This window comes from Allorhodopirellula solitaria (assembly GCF_007859855.1).
GTDB lineage: Bacteria > Planctomycetota > Planctomycetia > Pirellulales > Pirellulaceae > Rhodopirellula > Rhodopirellula solitaria.
On sequence record NZ_SJPK01000009.1, the window covers coordinates 220,392 to 240,635 of the forward strand.

19 protein-coding genes are annotated in these 20,244 nt (G+C 58.8%); 10 read left to right on the forward strand and 9 right to left on the reverse strand.

Annotation, left to right across the window (positions count from 1 at the left end):
* From CA85_RS17135 to CA85_RS17155, 5 genes are all read left to right on the forward strand, one after another.
* Nucleotides 1-1,473, forward strand: coding sequence for an NAD(P)/FAD-dependent oxidoreductase (locus CA85_RS17135; protein ID WP_222435471.1), 1,473 nt, complete (start codon nucleotides 1-3; stop codon nucleotides 1,471-1,473).
* Nucleotides 1,470-2,294, forward strand: a complete 825-nt coding sequence (locus tag CA85_RS17140) for a DUF1365 domain-containing protein (protein ID WP_146392576.1) — start codon at nucleotides 1,470-1,472, stop codon at nucleotides 2,292-2,294. The genes CA85_RS17135 and CA85_RS17140 overlap by 4 nt, the downstream gene beginning before the upstream one ends.
* 63 nt (nucleotides 2,295-2,357) lie before the next feature.
* On the forward strand, nucleotides 2,358-3,641 hold the full coding sequence (locus CA85_RS17145) for an SAM-dependent methyltransferase (RefSeq protein WP_146392577.1): 1,284 nt from the start codon (nucleotides 2,358-2,360) through the stop codon (nucleotides 3,639-3,641).
* Nucleotides 3,638-4,702, forward strand: coding sequence for an SAM-dependent methyltransferase (locus CA85_RS17150; RefSeq protein WP_146392578.1), 1,065 nt, complete (start codon nucleotides 3,638-3,640; stop codon nucleotides 4,700-4,702). Before CA85_RS17145 ends, CA85_RS17150 begins: the two co-directional genes overlap by 4 nt.
* 5 nt (nucleotides 4,703-4,707) lie before the next feature.
* Complete coding sequence (locus CA85_RS17155; RefSeq protein ID WP_246112896.1) at nucleotides 4,708-5,496, forward strand: DUF1295 domain-containing protein; 789 nt, start codon at nucleotides 4,708-4,710, stop codon at nucleotides 5,494-5,496.
* On the opposite strand, the gene CA85_RS17160 is transcribed toward CA85_RS17155, so the two are convergent.
* Complete coding sequence (locus CA85_RS17160) at nucleotides 5,481-6,539, reverse strand: sodium:calcium antiporter (protein WP_146392579.1); 1,059 nt, start codon at nucleotides 6,537-6,539, stop codon at nucleotides 5,481-5,483. The two genes, CA85_RS17155 and CA85_RS17160, sit on opposite strands and share 16 nt — an antisense overlap.
* Nucleotides 6,540-6,674: 135 nt before the next feature.
* Between CA85_RS17160 and CA85_RS17165 the strand changes: the two genes are divergently transcribed.
* Nucleotides 6,675-7,286 (forward strand): DedA family protein, encoded by a 612-nt coding sequence (locus CA85_RS17165; RefSeq protein ID WP_246112897.1) that lies wholly within the window; start codon nucleotides 6,675-6,677, stop codon nucleotides 7,284-7,286.
* 60 nt (nucleotides 7,287-7,346) lie between these two features.
* Here CA85_RS17165 and CA85_RS17170 read toward each other — a convergent pair whose 3' ends face one another.
* The 4 genes from CA85_RS17170 to CA85_RS17185 are packed head-to-tail and all read right to left on the reverse strand — an operon-like array spanning nucleotide 7,347 to nucleotide 9,905.
* Complete coding sequence (locus tag CA85_RS17170; RefSeq protein ID WP_146392615.1) at nucleotides 7,347-7,832, reverse strand: MgtC/SapB family protein; 486 nt, start codon at nucleotides 7,830-7,832, stop codon at nucleotides 7,347-7,349.
* A 41-nt stretch (nucleotides 7,833-7,873) separates the two neighbouring features.
* Nucleotides 7,874-8,221, reverse strand: coding sequence for an SPW repeat domain-containing protein (locus CA85_RS17175; protein ID WP_146392580.1), 348 nt, complete (start codon nucleotides 8,219-8,221; stop codon nucleotides 7,874-7,876).
* Complete coding sequence (locus tag CA85_RS17180) at nucleotides 8,221-8,853, reverse strand: vitamin K epoxide reductase family protein (protein WP_146392581.1); 633 nt, start codon at nucleotides 8,851-8,853, stop codon at nucleotides 8,221-8,223. The genes CA85_RS17175 and CA85_RS17180 overlap by 1 nt, the downstream gene beginning before the upstream one ends.
* Nucleotides 8,853-9,905 carry an NAD-dependent epimerase/dehydratase family protein gene (locus CA85_RS17185; RefSeq protein ID WP_246112899.1) on the reverse strand — a complete coding sequence of 351 codons (1,053 nt, stop codon included), beginning with the start codon at nucleotides 9,903-9,905 and terminating at the stop codon, nucleotides 8,853-8,855. Before CA85_RS17185 ends, CA85_RS17180 begins: the two co-directional genes overlap by 1 nt.
* 427 nt (nucleotides 9,906-10,332) lie before the next feature.
* Between CA85_RS17185 and fliW the strand changes: the two genes are divergently transcribed.
* Both fliW and csrA read left to right on the forward strand, forming a co-directional pair.
* Nucleotides 10,333-10,797: a flagellar assembly protein FliW gene (fliW, locus tag CA85_RS17190; RefSeq protein ID WP_146392583.1), complete on the forward strand. Its 465-nt coding sequence runs from the start codon at nucleotides 10,333-10,335 to the stop codon at nucleotides 10,795-10,797.
* A 255-nt stretch (nucleotides 10,798-11,052) separates the two neighbouring features.
* Entirely contained in the window at nucleotides 11,053-11,277 is a 225-nt protein-coding gene (gene csrA / locus CA85_RS17195; protein WP_146392584.1) for a carbon storage regulator CsrA, read from the forward strand.
* A 215-nt stretch (nucleotides 11,278-11,492) separates the two neighbouring features.
* Here csrA and CA85_RS17200 read toward each other — a convergent pair whose 3' ends face one another.
* Both CA85_RS17200 and CA85_RS17205 read right to left on the reverse strand, forming a co-directional pair.
* A complete protein-coding gene (locus tag CA85_RS17200; RefSeq protein WP_146392616.1) occupies nucleotides 11,493-14,684 on the reverse strand; it encodes an FAD-binding and (Fe-S)-binding domain-containing protein in 3,192 nt (1,063 codons plus the stop codon).
* A gap of 187 nt (nucleotides 14,685-14,871) precedes the next feature.
* Entirely contained in the window at nucleotides 14,872-15,534 is a 663-nt protein-coding gene (locus CA85_RS17205) for a hypothetical protein (RefSeq protein WP_246112900.1), read from the reverse strand.
* A gap of 202 nt (nucleotides 15,535-15,736) precedes the next feature.
* On the opposite strand from CA85_RS17205, the gene CA85_RS17210 reads away from it, so the two are divergent.
* Entirely contained in the window at nucleotides 15,737-16,201 is a 465-nt protein-coding gene (locus CA85_RS17210; RefSeq protein ID WP_146392585.1) for an NUDIX hydrolase, read from the forward strand.
* A 517-nt stretch (nucleotides 16,202-16,718) separates the two neighbouring features.
* The gene (locus CA85_RS17215) at nucleotides 16,719-18,278 is read left to right on the forward strand and encodes a hypothetical protein (protein ID WP_246112901.1); all 1,560 of its coding nucleotides are present in this window, start codon (nucleotides 16,719-16,721) and stop codon (nucleotides 18,276-18,278) included.
* 126 nt (nucleotides 18,279-18,404) lie between these two features.
* On the opposite strand, the gene CA85_RS17220 is transcribed toward CA85_RS17215, so the two are convergent.
* Complete coding sequence (locus CA85_RS17220) at nucleotides 18,405-19,814, reverse strand: sulfatase (RefSeq protein WP_146392587.1); 1,410 nt, start codon at nucleotides 19,812-19,814, stop codon at nucleotides 18,405-18,407.
* A gap of 233 nt (nucleotides 19,815-20,047) precedes the next feature.
* Nucleotides 20,048-20,244, reverse strand: a 197-nt coding sequence (locus CA85_RS25425) for a hypothetical protein (protein WP_222435472.1), incomplete at its 5' end; no start/stop codon positions are given.

The window sequence follows — 20,244 nt, forward strand, 5'->3', positions numbered from 1 at the left end:
ATGACCACTGAGAAACTCGTAGTTTTTCCTGCGTGCTCCGCCCCTGGACCAGTTCAGGCAGCGAAGCAGGACAAAATCATCTCAAAAACGTGGTCATTCGCAACGCCACGTCTACTGTTGAGAGAGAGTCCGACCCGATCAGAAACCAGTAGCTGGGGAGAAGTTTTGCACATCGCTATCATCGGATCCGGAATCTCAGGGCTCGTGTGCGCTCGTCTGCTCAGTCGGGACCACGATGTAACCGTGTTTGAATCGGCGGGGCATGTCGGTGGCCACGCCCACACTGTCAGCATCGATCTCGATGGCCAAAGCTACGACGTCGACACGGGATTCCTCGTCTACAATGATCGGACTTATCCCGTGTTCTCGCAGATGCTGCGGGACTTGTGCGTCGATACGGTGCCCACTTCGATGAGTTTTAGTGTCCGGTGTGATCGATCCGGTCTGGAATACAACGGCACCTCCCTCAACGGCATCTTTGCCCAGCGGCAGAACTCGCTACGGCCCACATTTTGGAAGATGCTCCGAGACATCGGCCGTTTCAACCGCAACGGATCGCGTGACTTCAGCACTCTGCCTGACGACCTGACCGTCGGTGACTATCTGACGACGGGCGGTTACTCGGCTGCCTTTGCGCAACAGTACTTGTTGCCAATGGGCGCCGCGATCTGGTCGTGCCCTCGAGAGGCGTTCTTACAATTCCCGATCCGCTTTATCCTCGAGTTCTACCACCATCACGGTCTGCTCAGCCTGACGGACCGACCGATCTGGAGAACGGTCGCGGGCGGATCCAAACACTACGTCGACAAGCTCATCTCGCCCTTTCGTGATAAAATTCGCTGCAACCACCCCGTGAGTCGGGTCCGGCGCATGGAGAGCGAAGTCATCGTGTCTCATGTGGGCGGGAGCGAGGCATTTGACGAAGTCATCTTTGCCTGCCATAGCGATCAAGCGTTGCGGTTGCTGGACGATCCCGACGAACTCGAAACCGAGCTACTGACGTCGTTCCCGTACAGTGACAATACCGCCGTACTGCATACGGATTCATCGATCCTACCGCAGCGTCGACGGGCGTGGGCGAGTTGGAACTACCGGATATTCCGACGTCCCGAGACGCGACCAACCGTGACCTATCTCCTCAATCACCTGCAGGGAGTTCGATCCCCTCATTCCCTCTGCGTCACATTGAATGCGGAGGACATGATCGATCCAGCTCACGTGTTGCGTCGATTCCGGTATTCCCATCCCGTGTTCACGACGGAGCGTGCCGCTGTGCAACAACAACATGGCAGCGTCATTCGTCGGCGACGAACATCGTACTGCGGCGCGTACTGGCGAAACGGATTCCACGAAGACGGAGTCGTCAGCGGTCTAGCTGTCTGTCGCCGGTTCGGCATCCCCGGCTGGTCATCCGACCAGGCAACCCTCCATCGCCCTGCGACGGTTGCGGCCAACAGGGACGCAGCATCATGAATATCACGCATAGTTGCCTTTACGAGGGCACCATTCGGCATCGACGCTTCCGTGATAGGGAGCACGAATTTCGCTTCCCACTTTTCTTCTTTTACCTCGATCTTGACGAAGTCGACCGAGTGTTCTGCGCGCCGCCCTGGCTGTCGACTCGCCGGTTCAGCTTGGTCCGCTACCACCGCGCTGATTTTCTCGGCGATCCCACACTTTCGCTCGCCGATGCGATCCGAGAACGGGTCAATCACGACACGGGAATCGACTTTGCAGGCCCGGTGCGGATGCTCGCCCACCTGCGGTATGCCGGCTTGGTCTTCAACCCGATCTCTCTCTACTACTGCTTTCATGAAGACGGAGAAACGCTCGCTGCAACCGTCGCGGAAGTCACCAACACGCCCTGGCGTGAACGGCACAGCTATGTGATCCCCTGGCGCGGCGTCGGTCGCATCCAGAGACATCGCTGTAACAAAAAACTGCACGTGTCGCCGTTCCTTCCGATGCAGCTCGAGTATCGATGGAGATTGAGCCAACCATCGCGCCAGCTATCAATCCACTTAGAAGACCATGATCGAGACGGCTGTCTGTTCGATGCAACCATGCTGCTCAAACGGAAACCTCTCACGTCTCGACAGCTGATCAAGACCTTAACGCGGTTCCCATTGATGACCAGCCAAGTCGTCGGAGGTATCTACTGGCAAGCCTTTCGGTTGTGGCTCAAGGGGACTCCATTCTACCCGCACCCCTCCGGCGACAGTCGTCGACCGCCATCGGCAGCCCGTCAGTCGATAAACGATCGCTCGGGCTCCCTGCACGATCACCAGGGCTAGGTCATGGCCTACCCACGCACTTTTCAATCTTACTCCTTGAGCAACCCTTCGAAAGCAAGCACGATGTCGAGCGGAACCACCACGGAACGACCTCGAACAGATTGGAATGCTGGCGCGATTCCTAGCGTTCGCCCGGAACGCAATGCTGCGACACTCGGTTGGATGCAGCGATTGACCAGACACAAGATGTTGAACTGGCTTTCCTCACTCGAGGGTGGGCAAGTCCAATTTTCGGATCCTCAATCCAACGAGGTCTTTGGTTCCTGGGAATCCCCGCATTCTGTGTCATGGCAAATTCACGATCCAACTTTCTACAGTCTGCTGGCGACGCAGGGGTCACTCGGGTTGGCGGAATCCTACCTCTGCGGTCACTGGGAAGTGGACGATCTCACGACGTTTCTGCGGATACTCTGCCGCAACCTTGGACGGACGTCGGGTATCACCACGCGTTTGGCGTCGGCGGCGGGGCAGTTGCGGCGATTGGCGTTTCGCCTCGACAATAATTCTCGCCGGGGCAGTCGCCGGCATATCGCAGCACACTACGACCTCAGCAATGAGTTCTTTGAGATGTTTCTCGACCCCACGATGATGTATTCGTCGGCCTGGTTCGAGAGTGCGGACACGCCGCTGCACGACGCCTCCCGAGCGAAAATCGATCGGGTTTGCGGCAAGCTCAAACTGCAACCCACCGATCACCTGCTCGAAATCGGAACGGGATGGGGCGGTTTCGCCCTACATGCGGCTCAGCAGTATGGCTGCCAGGTGACGACGACGACGATCTCGCAGGCGCAGTTCGAGATGACACGTGATCGTGTCCGTCGTGCTGGCCTGAGCGAGCGTATCGACACACTCGCAAGCGACTATCGCGACCTCAATGGCCGCTACGACAAGCTCGTTTCGATCGAGGTGGTCGAAGCGATTGGCGAACGGCATCTAGACGATTTCTTTCGTCAATCCAGCCGTCTGCTCAAGCCCGGGGGACGATGCGTGATGCAGGCCATCGTCATGCCTGAGCAGCGCTATCAATCGTACCGTCGCTCCGTGGACTTCATTCAAAAATACATTTTCCCCGGTGGATTCCTGCCTTCGATTGCGGCAATCCAGGATTCGGTGGGGCGGTCGACGTCATTTCGGCTGGACTCCATCGAGGATATTTCGCCGCACTACGCGCAGACGCTATCGCACTGGCGCGAGCGATTTCAAAATCGTCTCGCTGACGTTCGCTCACTCGGCTTTGATGATCGCTTTATTCGGATGTGGGAGTTTTACTTATGTTACTGCGAAGCCGCCTTTCGAGAACACGCAGTGAGAGTTGTTCAGATTGCTTGGGACAAACCAGCACGATGAATCCACCGTGGAACCTCGCCTCGGTAGTGCCCAACTACCTATTCGCCCGACTCGCCGGGACAGCCGAGCAAGGCCGTGTCCCCGATTGGTTGGTGAGGCGCGGGATCCGCCGGTTGCTCAGGAACCGGCTCGATGATCTCGATGCCGTCCACGCCGATGATGCGGCGCAGCGTCTGCGTACCGAAGTGGCCGCTCAACCGATCGCAGTCTCAACCCATGAAGCCAATGATCAGCACTACGAAGTCCCCGCGTCGTTCTATGAACACGTGCTCGGTCCGCAACTCAAGTATAGCTGTTGCTACTGGGACACTCGAACAACCGAATTGGCCGAAGCCGAGACGAACGCGTTGGAGATCACCGCGTCCCACGCAGAACTCGCCGATGGTATGGACATACTCGAACTGGGATGCGGGTGGGGTTCGCTGTCGCTGTGGATGGCGGAGCGGTTTCCCAGCAGCCGGATCACTTCGCTTTCCAACTCCCATTCACAACGGCGGTTCATCGAAGCCCATGCTCGAGAACGCGGATTGACCAACCTCAGTGTCGTGACAGCCGACGTCAATGCGTTTCGGTCGCTTGAGACGTTCGACCGCATCGTCTCAGTAGAAATGTTCGAGCATATGCGAAACCATGAGCGTCTGATGTCCCATATTCATGCCTGGCTGCGGCCCAAAGGGAAACTGTTCGTGCACCTGTTCTGCCACCGCACGACGCCTTATCTGTTTGATACCGACGGGGAGAGGAATTGGATGGGACGCCACTTCTTCACCGGCGGCATGATGCCCAGCGATGGCTGGCTGCCCCAATCCAGCGGTGCACTCGGGCTTGCCGACCAATGGCAGTGGAATGGAGAACATTACGCGAAGACCTGCCGCCACTGGCTGGCGAACCTCGACGCGAACATGCAATCGCTTCAGCCGATCATGGCGAAGACCTACGGCCGTCCGAATGCCAACCGCTGGCTGCATCGTTGGCGAATATTTTTCATGGCCTGCGAAGAACTGTTTGCCACTGAAAACGGCACGCAGTGGTATGTCAATCATTACCTGTTCGAAAAGTAAATGTTGTGATCGTTAGTTTCACCTACTGCGCCGCTGTTATCGGCGTCCTGATGGTCAGCGTTTGGCTGGTCAGTCTCTACCGACGCGACGTCAGCATCATCGATATCGTGTGGGGGCTGGGGTTCGTCTTGGTTGCATGGACCGCCTACGCCATGAGATCGGAGCCCGGCGACAGCCTGCTTGTACCGGTACTCACGACGATCTGGGGTTTGCGGCTCAGCGCATACCTCGGCTGGAGAAATCACGGTCAGGGCGAAGATCCACGCTATCAGAAGATGCGTTCGAAGTGGGGAGACGCATTCCCATGGGTGAGTTTGTTGACAGTCTTTGGTGTGCAAGCCGCCGTGATGTGGGTCGTCTCCCTACCGCTGCAATCTCTCTATGATGGCGCTGACGATTCTCGTGTTGGGATGAGCGTGTTCGGCGTCATCCTTTTCTCGGTTGGATTGTTCTTCGAAGCGGTCGGCGACTGGCAACTGGCACGATTCAAAGCGAATCCGACGAACGCCGGCCAAGTCATGGATCAGGGCTTGTGGCGCTACACGCGCCATCCCAACTACTTCGGTGACTTTCTCGTCTGGTGGGGATTGTTTTTTACGGCGTACGCCACCAGCCACGTGGGTTGGGCGATCATCGGTCCGATCGTGATGTCAATATTCCTCATGCGCGTCTCCGGTGTGACGCTCCTGGAAAAATCGCTCGAAGAGTCCAAGCCGGGCTATCGCGAGTATGTCGAGCGGACCAACGCGTTCTTCCCAGGTTGGCGTTCTGTGAAAAATCAGAGTGTCCAGTAAACGAGCAGTCCGCAAGCGTAGACCACGAGGACGGCGAATGAATCCACACCCATCCCCAATATGGTCTTGTCCCGTCGTTCGAGAATCCCCCACAGGTAGAGGCTGGTCACGACGATGCCCAAGGCCGCCAGGAACGCTGCGGAGTTCGGCATCGCGTCAAAAATGGGGCCATCTCGATATGCGAGTTCCGCAGGCAGAAAGAGGGCAATCTCCATGCTATTCGTTCCCAAGATGTTCGCTGCCGCCATACTGTAGGCGCCAAAGCGAACAGCAGAATAGGTGGTGCTAACCTCGGGTAAGCTGGTGGCGAAAGCGACCAGGGTCGCGCCGACAATGCCTTGCCCCAGCCCACTCTGCTCGGCGATGGCCTCACCCGTTTTCGCCACGGTCACGCCGCCAACCAAAACGACCAGCGAAGCCATCGAGAAATATCCAACCAGCATTGCCGTGGACGTCTTTTGGAATGATTGCTCGTGAGCGTCCTTGAGATCGCGAGCGGACTCAGGTGGCTGAGCCACCTCTCCACGCGGCTCCCAACGTGGATCGCCTTCGTAGCGGTAAATGACCCAAACCGAGAACACGTAGGCTGCGAAAAGCGCGACCGGCCAAAAGCCGATTCCCGCCACCGAAAAGAGCTCTTGGCTGGTGACAGCGGCCGAGGCGAGAGCGACCAATCCGATCAGCATCACACCGACCATCAGCAAGGAGGACTGTGGTGAAAACAATGTCAGCGGCCGACCGCGGAGCACGAATGCGTCAACCAGCGCGAGCACAGCGATCTGCATCACGACGCCACCAAGCAGATTCGTGCCAGCGAGTTCTGCCGCACCGCTCGATGCTGCCGTCACGGTCGTTGCCAGTTCAGGCAGACTCGTGGCGCCGCCGAGAAGCAGCGCTCCAGCGAACGCCTTGCCGAGCCCCGTGCGATCAGCGAACAAGTCGACATACTGACTCAGCTTCGTTCCCGCCAACCATACCAGCAGCGCACCGCCAGCGAATAGCAGTCCGTTGATCGCCAGCGAGGTTTCGGTGAGATCGGGCATGAGGAAGCTTTCGTGATGCAGGAAGCCGAGATCGCCGTGGGAAGAACCGTTCTGGACGCTTCCCATCCTGCGCACGACCGACGCAACTGGCGCGCCGTCTGCTGCACTGGGAGACTCTCAATACGCGGAGGCCCTATGCATTCTATGATTAGTGAATTTCTCGAGCACTACGGCGCGCTGGGTGTCGCCGCGCTCATGCTGCTGGAGAACATCTTCCCACCGATTCCATCGGAACTCGTCATGCCCTGGGCAGGATACTCGGTCAGCCAGTCCGAGATGTCTTTCGCAGCCGTCGTCACTGCGGGGAGTTGCGGATCGTTCATTGGGGCGATGCTCTGGTATTTCCTCGCTCGATGGATCGGCAAGGATCGGTTAGCGCGGTGGATTGAAGGTCATGGCGTTTGGTTAACGATCACCCCGCAGGACCTCGATCGCGTAGAAGATTGGTTCGATGCGTGGGGGACCGTGGCGGTGTTCGTGTGCCGAATGATCCCGGGACTGCGAACGTTAATCAGCGTCCCCGCCGGTTTCGCTCAAATGCCCATCGGCCGGTTCACGGTGATGACGGCACTGGGCACCGTGATTTGGACCGCACTGTTGGCGGGACTGGGTTGGTGGCTAGGGGACAACTACAGCCAACTCGCTGGGCCGCTGGGTTGGATCAGCACGGCCGTCGTAGCTGCCATGTTCGCATGGTGGGTCTACCGACTGGTTCAACATCGATCGCGATCGGCAAACGAGGCTTGAGATGCCGGCGACGCCTGAGCGGAGCGGAAAACTGCTCGAGCGCGAGCAGCATCAGCTGGCTTAATCCGCCTTCGAATCCTCTCCCTCTTCGAGATCGTCGGTCACGCGATCGGTCAGCCACTTCAGTATATACAGCACAGATGCTGCGAAGACGGTCAGCGAGACCGCTAGAAAGGTGCGTTCCACTGCAATCGCGACGCCAATGCCCGCGGTCAGGTAGATCGTCGCTGCGGTCGTCAGCCCTTCCACGCCCTGGTTTTTCTGATGGACGATCGTGCCGGCGCCTAAGAAACTGATTCCGACGACGATCGCTTGTAGAATCCGGATCGGATCGGGGCTAAGCATGGAGTCGGGATAGCGAACCTCAAACTGATCAACGATCTCGCGGCTCAAGATCATCAGCAACGCCGAGCCAGCACAGACGAAAATGTGGGTGCGAACGCCCGCTGGCTTGTCGGCCAACTCCCGTTCCAACCCCAACACGCCACCGCATGCCGCCGCAATGGCGATGGTGATCAGGTTCGCGATATCATTGGGGTGCATCATATCGGACAAGGGACATACTCCACGTCTCGCAGGCGGCACGATCAGGCTTGAGATTCCCCATGACGCCAAGCTTGCGGCGGTAGGGATGCCTGGTTAGGGATCACGGCGATCATCATCAAGAACAACCCGACGACGATATGGTTTTGATGGGCGGGCGTGGGAGGAATTTCCGCAAAGCGTCCCCAAAGCACCAATCCGGCACTCACTAATAGGATCAGTAAATGCGCGTGACGTGTCGGCCGCCAGTAGGAAAGCCCCGAAAACAGCCAGATCAGTGAAGCGATCCCGATGTCCGCCCACAATAGTGTCCCATTGTCCTGCACACCGAAGACAAACGGGCTCACGGCCAACCAGACCGCGGTCATGATTTCAACTACTCGTCCCCACATCAGTCCACCTCTCGCGATAGAAGTCGTTCGGCTGTCGCGTCAAGCCGCTCGTTCCGCCTGCCCCAGAAAGCGTCCCACAGCAAACGTTTGTCATGATGTTCCTTCCAGATCAACCACAAGTACGTCAGTGAGACTCGCACTTCGTCCCACGCCCAATAAACCAGCAACAGCGAAATCGCCGCTGTGACCAAACAGAGAAAGCACCATGAGCCAACAAGAAATGCCTGGCAGAGGACTAGCACAACGCTCACGACACCGAGTGGAATCACATCAATGCCGAAGAGAATGACCAGCCACGGACGGTATTGCCATCGCCGGGTTGAGCCAGCAAACCCCAAGATCGCGTCGCCAAGATAGGCGAGAACCCCCAGCGATGCGTCATGGATCCCCAGCAGACCGTACATCGTTGTCGCGGTGTCAGACTTCAGCACATTTTCGCTGCCATCACCGAAAACCGGGTCGTAGACGCTATCGATGAGCCCCCACTGAAACAGCGAAAGATGCACCGAGATCAGTGCGGCGACGAGCGCCAAGACGCAGATCGGAATCCGCTGACTCCACGCAGACGGATTGTAGCGGTACGGGGGAACGTTCGCGTGGATGTCTTGCGTGCTTAAGATTTGATTCGACATCAGTTCAACCCATTCTTACGGAACCATGCCTCCGAATCCGATTGCAGCAACCCCGTCATCTTGGGGATGGTCTCTCGTAGACTGTGTTTGGGCTGCCACGCCAGTAGCTCCTTGGCTCTGGTAATATCCAAGGCGTAGTGATCGTCCGCCATGCTCACCATGAACGGTTTGATGAACGCGTCACCGCCCTGAAGTACATCGGTCACGGCCGCTCCGACTTTGGCGACGGTGGGCGGCACATACAACGTGGCCCATTCTTTCCCATAGAGTTCCTCGCCGATCAGGTCTTGCAGGTCGCCGTAGGAAAGAGGATCCGCTTCCCCAATCAGGATAGCGGTCTTCGGCTCAATCGATTGCCGCCGCTCCACCGTCAACACGATCGATTCGACAGCGTCGTCAAGGTGAACCGCAGATTGGCCAGCATCGCTATCTCCGGGGAAGAAATGGCCTTGAAAATCTTTTTCGTAAATGCGCTTCATCTGTTGGACGATGGTGGGCTGGCGACCATAGTCGGTGTACACACCCGCCATACGGAGAAACACGCTCGGCACGCCCGGGTGACCATCGCGTATTAACCGTTCCGTTTTGACCTTGCTCTGAGGGTAGGGCCATTTCGCTTCGAGCGGATCGTCCTCGCGGATGTGGTCGCCGATCGAGCAGGGAGCGTGAACCAACATGGTGCTCGTGAAGACAAATTGATCGCACTGAAAATCTTCAAGCTCGTTGAGCAACCGATCGGTGCCGTTGACGGTGACCTTGTCGTAAAGATCGCTGTCCTCTCCGGAGAAGTCGTAGTACGCCGCCATATGCACGACGCTGGCGAGTTTCGAGCCAGTCAATTCAGCGACCTTGCTCATCGCCGCACGAACGGAACTCGAATCGGTGACATCGCATTCGATATCCCGAACCCGCTCGTGATTCTTGGGCGGTTCGGGCAATCCCACCCGGTCGAACCCGAAGACCTGATAGCCCGCTCCAGCGAGCCGGTCGCAAACGGCGCTACCGAGCAGCCCAGAACTGCCGGTTACGATCACAGCTGGAAGTTCGTCCATCTCGTCGCTCCTCATCGTAAAAGCCTACCCAAACAAGAGATCGCCCTCTCGAACGGGCTCTCAGGGTGGATTGTCATGCACATCGTCGATTTTCCGAGCCACACTCGGCTCTCTCCGGCAGGGCGTTTCACAGGCTGGGCCGTGAAAACACGTCCTCTGCGGTACGGCATCGGGCATGCAATTGGCGTGCCGCCACGAGGCCTCAACGACATGCCGGGTTCTTCTCGCTCTGCAGCGGCAGTCATCTAGGATGCGAGAAATGACAGGTGAGCGGAAACGTCTTGGTAAGCTGGTGGGATCATGGCAGCGGCGCCGGTTTTTTCGATTTCTTCGCTGGAATCGGTTATCAGCGATGGGGAGGCTGGCCGATTGATGCAGTAACGCTACTTTCATCACGCGCAAGTCTCCTGTTACTCGGAATCCAGCCATGCGGATTGACACTCATCGCTTCGGCACACTCGAAATGAATGCCGATCAATTGTTCGTCTTCCCACAGGGTCTCGTTGGCATGGAGTCACTGCATCAATGGGCATTGATCCCTGACCCTGACAACGAGTCGGTGGCATGGTTGCAGTCGGCCGCACGTGGGGACCGGGCTTTGGCCGTGGTCAGCCCGCGTGCTTTCTTCCCCGATTACCGGGTTCACGTCGGTCGTCGCGACCTGGCGGGACTGCATCTCGGCTCGGGGGCGGAGGTATACATCATGACGACGGTCGCCGGGCATGTGGGGAAACTGACAACGAACTTGCGAGCACCTTTGTTGATCAACCTGGACCGGCGGCTGGGATGCCAGGTCATCACCAATGACGATCGACCGCTACGCCAACCGCTGCCGACGTTGCTCCGTAGCATGGACGCACCGCTGCCGATTTCGCAGGTCCGCGCCGCATAGACATTGCTAGAAGCTAGTATCGGCACGACCGGTACGTGTGGACCTTCTGAGGGGATCGTGGACAAAACAGAGCATGGGGGACGATTAGCCTTTTAACGAGGCGGAGGCAATCAGTTTTGCCGCCAGGTTCAGACCTCGTTGGATTGTTGCGATGGAATGCAGATCACGGCATGGATTGCCGAACCGAACGCATCAAGATTCCAACCAATTTGGTCCCATAGATTCTCTCCCTAGAAATATCATACCGAGGACATCATGCTCGTCCTTTCCAGACACCGCGACGAAAGCATCATGATTGGTGATGACGTGGTTGTAACCATCGTTGACATTCGCGGCGACAAAGTTCGCCTCGGCATCGAGGCGCCCCAGGCGATACCGGTGCACCGTCAAGAGGTTTACGACGCGATCCAACGTGAGAACCGCCGCGCTTCGCAAACCGGAGCCGGTGCCACCAAGGATGTGCGTCCGCCCAAATCTTGAGCGGCACGCCCTCATAGCCCGCATCGCCACGCTCGCTCGAGTGAGGGGCGGGCCGGTGAAAAAAACAAGTCCGTCCGGCTGTGTCGCGGAGTGATTGCACCTCGCTCCATCCCGGCTCGGCGGGCGTATGGATTTCATGACAGCGGCCAAGGCACACGTCATCGCTCGAAGCCTGGTCCTTCTTCCACTCGATACACCGGGTGATCCGCTCGCCGCTAAGTCCCCCGGCTGAGTTCTGGCCGCGGTAGCCGTCCGTAGGCATGAGCGAGTAGTTTCAATGGATGGACCGCGGAGTAATCGCCACCGTGTTCCATTTGCAATTTGCAAGCGCTGCATTCGGTCGCCGGTGCCGACTGGCTGGCTTTGCGAACGGCAGAAATCATCGGCCAGCCGATCCGTAGGCTGTTGCGAAAATTCTTGCGATGCAGCCCCCATGTGCCGGCCATCCCGCTGCACCCCTTGCCCACCACATCGACATCGATGCCGGGGATCAGACGCATCAAGCTCGCCGCAACCGGTTCCCGGTCGAGCACCCGACTGTGACAGGGTTGATGATAGACGATTCGATGATCGACGGTTTCGAACTCAAGGGCGAGCCGATCTTCTTGGTGCAGCGACCACAGGTACTGACACGCCTCGTGAGAATGCCGAGCAACGAGGTGCGCGTCCTCGCTATCGAGCAAATTGGGGTACTCATGTTGCAGGCACAACGCGGCCGCAGGCTCGCTCGCCAAGACGGTATAGCCTTGCCGTACCGCGTCGGCGAGCACGCGGACGTTGCGCCGGGCAACCCGCCGGGCACCTTTCAGATCGCCCGCGGTGATTCGCCCCATCCCACTGAGCCCCTGGCCGACGGGCACATAGAACCCAATCCGGTTGTGTTGCAGAATTTCTGCCAGCGCCCGACCGATTTCTGGGTCGTGATAGTTGGCGTAGTGATCGACAAAATAAACTACCTTCAAACCTCCATGCGGCGACGCTTTGTGCCAGCGGCGGCGGATCGCGTAACGCAGGAATGTCTCTCTCACCAATGGCGGAACTTCACGGGCGGCCGATAAACCGAACAGGTTCTCACCGAGCCAACGCATCGAGCGGCGACGCAATAGGAAATTGGAGAACCACGCCACTCGCGAGGCAACAGCCGCCACCAGATCGATGCGGCTGATCAACCAATCCGATAGCGGCATCCCGTTGGTGGCGACGTACTGGGCTTTGATCTCACCAACGATTTTGGGAATGTTCACCGACGCGGGACAGTCGATACGGCACGAGTGACAATTGAAACAGAGGTCAGCGACAGCCTTGGCACGCTCGCCCGTTAATTCATCCACCCCCAATTCTCCACTGAGAACGCCCCGCAACAGGTTGGCTTTGGCCCGTGGCGAAGCCTCCTCGATCGCGGTGATGCGGAACATCGGGCATTGCCGTTCGTCGGGACTGTGGGAACGGCACCGACCGCAGCCGTTGCAGGCTCGAGTGGTGGTCGTGATCGGCGCACTGCCCGGCCACTGCTGCAACACCTCGAGTTGCGGTGGCGGCTGGTGCGGCATCAGAGAGGTGACCAACTTCGACGCTGCTGACTCGACAAGGTGCGGTTCACCCGCTGGGCTGGACTCACTTGGCTGCGCACCGGCAGGAGTGTCCGTTCCGGGGACGGACGTGCCGTCACGGCGCCCCTCTGATCCGCGGGCAATAGCGGTGGGGGCGGGGGTGTCCTCGGGGGCGAGCGTTGGGCCAACTTCGTCCGATCGCCGCAGTGGTAGCACGCTGCGGCCTGACTCCACGATCTCGATGGTGTGATTGAAGGGACGCAGATTCTCGTCGGGCTTCTGCAATACCGCCCCAAAGAGTTTACCGCCGTTGAAGCGGTATTGTGGGTCGAAGAGACGTTTGACCTGCCCCATTGCGGGCCACAGCTCGCCGAACTGCCTCGGCATCAGGTACGAGCGACTGAGTCCAGCGGCGTGTTCGACGCCGATCTGTCCGCCCAGTTTCCACACCACTTCGGCAATCGCTTCGCTGAGCGGACGGACCTGGTCGCGGTCCTCGGGGTTGGCGAGGTCGAGCATCGGACGAACATGCAGCTGGCCATGGCCGGCATGCGCGAAGACGGTCGCGGTGACGTGATGCCGTTTGAGGACGTCCTGGACCGCCAAGAGCATGCTGGGCAAGCGTTCTGGTGGCGCAAAAATGTCTTCAACAAAGGGCAGCGGCATGGCGCGTCCGGGAACCCGATACTGCCGCTGGATCACGCGTCGAAACAGCACCCAAAACAAATCCCGCTGCTCGTTTTGGACGGTATCCTGAGACGCAAACGCCGCATCCGGACCGCTGGCGAGAGTCTTGCGAAGGATCCCTAAACGGTGATAGAGATCTCCCAGAGATTCCCCTTGAATCTCCACCAACATGCCCGCCTCGGCTTCCCGAGGAACCAGGTCAGCGAATCGCTTTTCACCCTCTCTGGCAATTTGAAGCAAGCGACGATCCATCACATCGCAAGCGATCGGACCATGGTCGAGCGCCATCACAGCAGCCCGCATGGCGGAGTCGAGTCGACGAAAGAACAGCAGCACGACGCCGCGATGGGCCGGGATCAACTCCGTGCGAAGTGTGGCGTCGACCATCACCGCCAATGTCCCCTGAGTGCCCGCGTAGAACTTGGCCAAGTCCACCGTGCCCGAGGGGGTGTGGAAATCGTCGAGACGGTAGCCGTTGCTCGCGGGCGACCGAAAACGATGCGATTGCAGGGCCGTCTGAAACTGTTTCTGGATCTCTCCGAGCCCGCGAGCTACGCGATTGGCAAACGCGGGCCCGTCCTCGCCGTCACCTTCCACCGGCGGGGCGAGGTATTCGTCGGGAGCATGTTGAGATAACTCGACCAATTCGCCCTGGGCGTTGATCACACGCACCGACTCCACCGTGTCGCGGGCCGACCCACTACGCAGGAAATGGCTGCCCGACGCGTTGGTCGCGATCACACCCCCCATCGTGTTGATCGCGCGTGTTGCCGGGTCCGGGCCGTACCAACGACCCGCGTGAGCGAGCAAACGATTGACGCTGGCCAAGGTCGCCCCGCTCTGCACAGTGATCCGGGTCGCGTCCTCCTGAAGAGCCACCCGCCGCAGATGACACGACATGTCCAGAACGATACCGGGGCCGAGCGATTCACCGGCCACCCCACTGCCGCTGCCACGAGGATGGATCGTCAATCCGTGGTCGCGAGCGTAAATCACCGTCGCTGAGATGTCGGCCGCCGATCGCGGGCGGACCACGCACAGTGGGCTGACTTGGTAGATGCTCGCGTCGGAGGCATACAGTTGCAACGAGACGTCATCGCACAAAACCTCCCCTTCGACTAAGCCGCGGAGGTCATCGTGCAATCGTTGGCGGTCGAGATCGGTGCGCATCAGCATCATTACGACTCAGATGGGTAGGGTTCGTCAAGACCCATAGCCTCAGAGCGTCTCGATCCCGACCACACTCTTAGCAACACACGATGCATAAGCGTCGGTTTTAGTAATGGACGAGGCGTCGAGTCCTGCGGCTTTGGACTCGTCGCCTCGTCCACTACGACAGAAATTGATCGTGTGTTGCTTAGCGGTCGAGGACCATGTCAATCATTTGGTCGATGCCCATTCGGTTGTCTTTTCGGACCACTAAACGGTCGCCCGGACGCAGCGCGTAATCGGATTCCGGACGAATTTGCTCCGCGTCATGAGGTGAAAATAGCACATCCATGCGGACCCCGTCCAAACTGTTCGGTGCCGGCCGGTACAACGCCGCTTGGACCTTGCCGAGCTTATGCAGGACGCCGGTTTGCTCCAACAGCGTGCTGACATAGACGCTCCGTGGTGCCGCGCCGGCAGTACCTGTATCACAACTGGGATCGCCCGCGGTGGGCAGTGGCAGCACCCGAATAGGCTCATTGTCGTCGAGGACCTGCAACACGATGGAGTTGTTCGCCTTGGCATTGCGAACACTCTGGTATGCCTCTTGGGTGAATGTCGTCGATGGCAGGCTCGCCCCAGTCCCCACCGGCACATAGTTGGCCTGCTGCTCGGTCGAACTCGGCAACGGTCCCTGGCTGATTCCTGGGATGCTCGGCATTTGAATGGTCGGCCCCGAGTAGAGCGAACAGCCTGAGACGAGGACCGGAAAGAGAGCCAGGGCAATCCAGACTCCTTGCCTGGACCAGTCAAATCCGTTGTCGCGGCGGGATGGGATACGACACGCCTCGGGAGATTGGGCAGGTTGCATGGATCGATAACTTTGCGAACGTGAGGGATTGGGGGGAGATGCTGGTTGCCCGGGTCAGGTGAATTGGGCAAACTTTAACACCACTGGTTGCATCGACTTGGCAGCCAGGTTTTCTTGACGAATTTTATTGATTTTCCTCATCTTGCCTCTCCCGCAAGCACTCGGGTTGCCCCGTTGGATGCGGATTGGTAGAAGCGTGTCCATGTCCATTTCAAATAGCGTCCGCCCATCGACCCCCAAGCGTTTTAACCGCAAACGCGGTGTGATCGGCGTGATTTTTCGCGATGATCGACTGCTCATTATCCGTCGTTCTTTGACCGTCAATGCTCCCGGCAAACTCTGCTTGCCCGGCGGAGGCATCGAAATGGGCGAGAGCGAAGAGGAGGCCCTGATCCGTGAAATGCAGGAAGAAATTGCTGTCGATGTCGACCCCATTCGGCTCTGCCACCGCAGCGTCACACCTTGGGGGACCCGTTTGGCGTGGTGGATTTCAGAGATCCGTGGTGACGTCGACCCGGTCGCCAACCCGGAGGAAGTGGCCGAAATCCACTGGATGACACCCCGTGACATCGCCGTGGCCAAAAATGTACTGCCCAGTTTGCCCGAGTTCTTGTCCCAGTGGCGGGCCGGACAGATCGACCTGCCGTGGAACGCCCCGAGCGAATAAACGGCTCCCGACGCATTCGTACTCGCTTTGCACCTTGCTTGATTACAAGGGTCTGCTAGGCTAAGAGACCCTGCATGGCGAGGAAACCTTTACTTCCCCGTTATCCAATTCGCAGGAAGCACCTGCACGTCAGCTTATCGGCTGCCCCGCATCATTGGTCGCGCGTTCGCGTGCCGCACCCCGTCAATCGTGAGCGAGTGCTCTGTGGCGGGGCGATGTCGGATCCCTTGGGACAGGTGCGACCATTTCCAATTTCCAGCAGAATCGTCGAGGAGAATGAACTAGGTGGGTACTAAGAGAACAGGCAAAGGCCGACGCAAGGTAGGACGAAAGAAACGACGCATGCGAGCAAAGATTCGTCACCGCAAGAAATAAATTTGCGGCGGGCATGGTGCGACTGTACCATGTGGGCTTGGATCCGCTTTCAGCCCCACTGTCGAACCCTGCTTTCGAATAGACTCGAACGTCGGGTCGGTTGTTCCACATCTTCGAATCGACGCTTTCGAGTGCCAACACGATGCCTGGTCCTTCGATCCACGAACTATTAGGGTTGCCCTCGGACGCCTCCCACCCAAATGCTTATCAGGTGTTTGGGTTGGCGCTAGGCGAATCGGACCAACAGGTCATTCGGGCGGCAATCGAGCGGCGGATCAAGACGATCAAACAGGCCAAGTCAGCGACCGAACCAGACGTTTGGATGAAAGCTGTCAAAGCGGTCCAGGCTGCTCAGAAAGTCCTCAGCGACCCGGAACAGAAAGCGTCTCTCGACGCCAAGTACGGGATTTTGAGCGATCCCAGCCCCGCGCCTGCAGACACCCCTGCTGAGGAGAGTTCTGCAGACCCGCTCGCCGCCCTCCTGCCCGGCTCGAGCCCCCCATCGACGAACGGCCCCCACACCGGACCGCGGGAGACCGCCCCCACCCAACCGCGTGAAGCCCAGCCACTCGAAGCCTCACAGCCGAACACGCCCGCAACACCTGCGGCGGCGACGCCGCGACGAAACACCGGCATCCAGGTCTCCGACGACAGTCGACGCTCGAGCCGGCGACGCGGATCGGGAGGATTGATCTTCGGATCCATCGTCGTCGTGATGCTGGGCCTGATCGTCGCTGGACTGGGCTATCTATTCATCAACGGCGGCACGATCCAGCTCGTCAAAGGTGATCAGGGGCTTCAAGTCGGAGCAGGAAAATCGGCCGCCCCAGGGCGAAGTTCTCGGATGGCTGCGCCCCAAGCCGGATCGCAGAGGGAGCGCGGCGACGGAATCATGACTCCCGCCCCGCGGACACCCGCCCCGCGGACACCCGCTCCGACAGCCCCCCCAGCTGAGTCGATGCCGGCCCCCGCTGAACCGTCCATGCCCGCCCCGCAGCGGAACAATGCAGAGCCACCGATGACGCCCGAGACGTCCTCGCCGGAAATGCCTGCACCGCCCGATGGAACAACGGACACCGGATCACCCAGTGGCGGGATGACCGCCGACATGCCAAATCCATCCGCTGCGCCGACACCGCCTGCGCCCACTCCCCCCGGACCGCAGCGGATCGCCTCAGCCGACGCCGCTTTGAGCGCCGCACGCGATGCGATCGCCGGCGCGGAATGGGATAGCATGAAAACCCTTAGCGAGACGGCGGAGAAGCAAGCGGTCACTGCCGCACAGAAACAAGCAGCCGAGACCCTCTACCAGTTCGCGGACCTCGCCATGTTCTACCGCTCGGGGATCGAGAAGGCGATGTCAGAACTAGTAGCGGGCAACGAATTCAAGCTGACTGATTCGTTGACGTTCCTGGTGCAGCGATCCAGTGCCGAGCAGATCACGCTGTACCGCAACAAACGGGAATACACGTACACCCTCGACGAGTTGCCGCTGAGCGTCGCACATGCCCTAGCACCCTTTGGGTTGGACGCCGCCTCCAACGAGGGCCAAGCTGCGATGGCTGTCTTCCAAACCATTTCGCCCAAAACAACAGCCGGTCACCGCGCCCAATCGATCGATATCCTGCGTGGCCTCGGCGACGTCGAGGGAGCCGACCCGCAAAAACTCGCCGACTTCATCGGCTCGCTCGACGACCGGTGAGCCGCTTCCGCAACTGGCGCTGCACTGCGGCTATTTCCTAAAGTTCCATTCGGGACACTTGTGGGCAATCAATAGGGCTGACGCCGTCGGCTCATTCCAACGCAAACATCATTTCATCCGGTGCGGTTACTTGTTGCCTTTCCTGCGTTTGTCGCTTCTGGCGGGCTCCGCGTTCGCAGCGGGGAGAAACTCGGCTAGCTCGGCTTTCAGACTGTCCAGCGATCCGTCGCCCGCCAAGTTGTTCCATTCGTTCGGATCGCTCTGCAGATCGTAGAGTTCTTCACTCCCATCGCTGTATCGGATGTATCGATGCGTTTCACTGCGGACGGCGTGATTGTCTTTGCCAAACGTCGTCAATGCCACATTGGGCCATTCGGCAACCGGGTCGGCCAACAACGGCTTCACACTGACGCCCTCGAGCCCCGCTTGGGTTGGCAAGTCACACAATTCGACCAGCGTAGGGTAGATCGATAACAGTTCGACCGGACGCTGGCACGGCCTGCCCTGCTCCAGGCCCGGCACACTGATGATGAACGGAACGCGAGTGGCCTGCTCCCAAAGCGATTGCTTTGCCCAGCGTTCCTTTTCACCCAGAAAAAAGCCATGGTCTGAATAGAGGACGACGATGGTATTGTCCGCATGGGGACTGGCGGCCAGCGCATCGAGCACACGGCCAACCTGCTCGTCCGTCCAACGGACGCAGGCCAGATACGATTGCACGGCTTCTTTCCAGCGACCGCTTTCAACGAACCATGCATGATCGGGCGCCGCGGGCGCCTTCATCAGCTTGGTCGCAATGCCTGGCAAGTCGTCGCGGTCACCGTCTTTGACCTCCGGCAATTGAATCGTATCAGCGGGAATCTCAAGAAACACTCGAGTTGGCGAATAGAACGGAACATGGGGCCGATAGAAGCCGACCGCCAGGAAGAACGGTTGCTCACCCCGCTTGCCAATCACATCGATTGCCCAGGATGCGTCGACATAATCCTGAAACAATTCTTCGTCGTAAGACTGGCCTCCAAAATCCCACAGGCCGCCTGCACCATCCCGCGTTTCGGGGACCAGGCGCTCATCCAACTTCTGTCGCTGCCCAGGCCGCGGACCGACCTCGTCGAAGTCCCCGGGAGGCAATCCCGAACCGTGATAAATCTTGCCCGCCGTGTAAGTTTGGTAACCGCTCGCCGCGAAGTGACGTGGTAGCGTGACGCGGTCATTCATGGATGCCACCGTCCAGGGCCTTGGCGCATTCATGTACACACCGCTTGTCGATGGCCGCATTCCATACATGATGCTGGTTCGCGACGGATTACATATCGGTGCCTGGCAATGAGCGTTGGTGAATAGCGTTCCGCGTTGAGCCAGCCGATCGATGTTCGGTGAACGAGCCTGTGGGTGTCCATCGAGACAGCCAACCCAGTTGTTCAAATCGTCAATCGCGATCAGCAGAACGTTGGGTCGTTCAGCGCGAACGGGAACTGCCAACGAGGAGCAGACCAGTAGTACGAAGTATACGAGTATCGATCGAGAATGAACCATGATGAACGCCGGGGCAGTGAGGAAACGATTAAGGAACGTGGGAGCAATCAATGTCGTATTGAACGAGGCAACGAGCTGCTCAATATCCAGAAGTATGGCTCATCCGCCGGAAGCGTGCGTCCGAGGTTTTCAAGGCATGGCTCCAGTATCCAATGATTGATTTGTCGGAGGTGATTATCAATGTTAGCCTGGCACTGCCGGGAGAAACGGAGCCGAGCTCGAATGGCGTGGACTTAGGGCTTTTCTGGTGGTTTCACGGGCTCGACCGCGATCCGCTTGGCTCGGCTGGGTCGAGGCTTTTTTAGCTTGGGATATTTTGATTGATTTCGGCGTTTGAGCTCGCGAGGTTCCTGGCGACCGGGGCGATCTCGGACCAGCCGGGAAGTTGCCGACAGCACGATCCACATTAAATCGTTGGACGTTTCAAGCT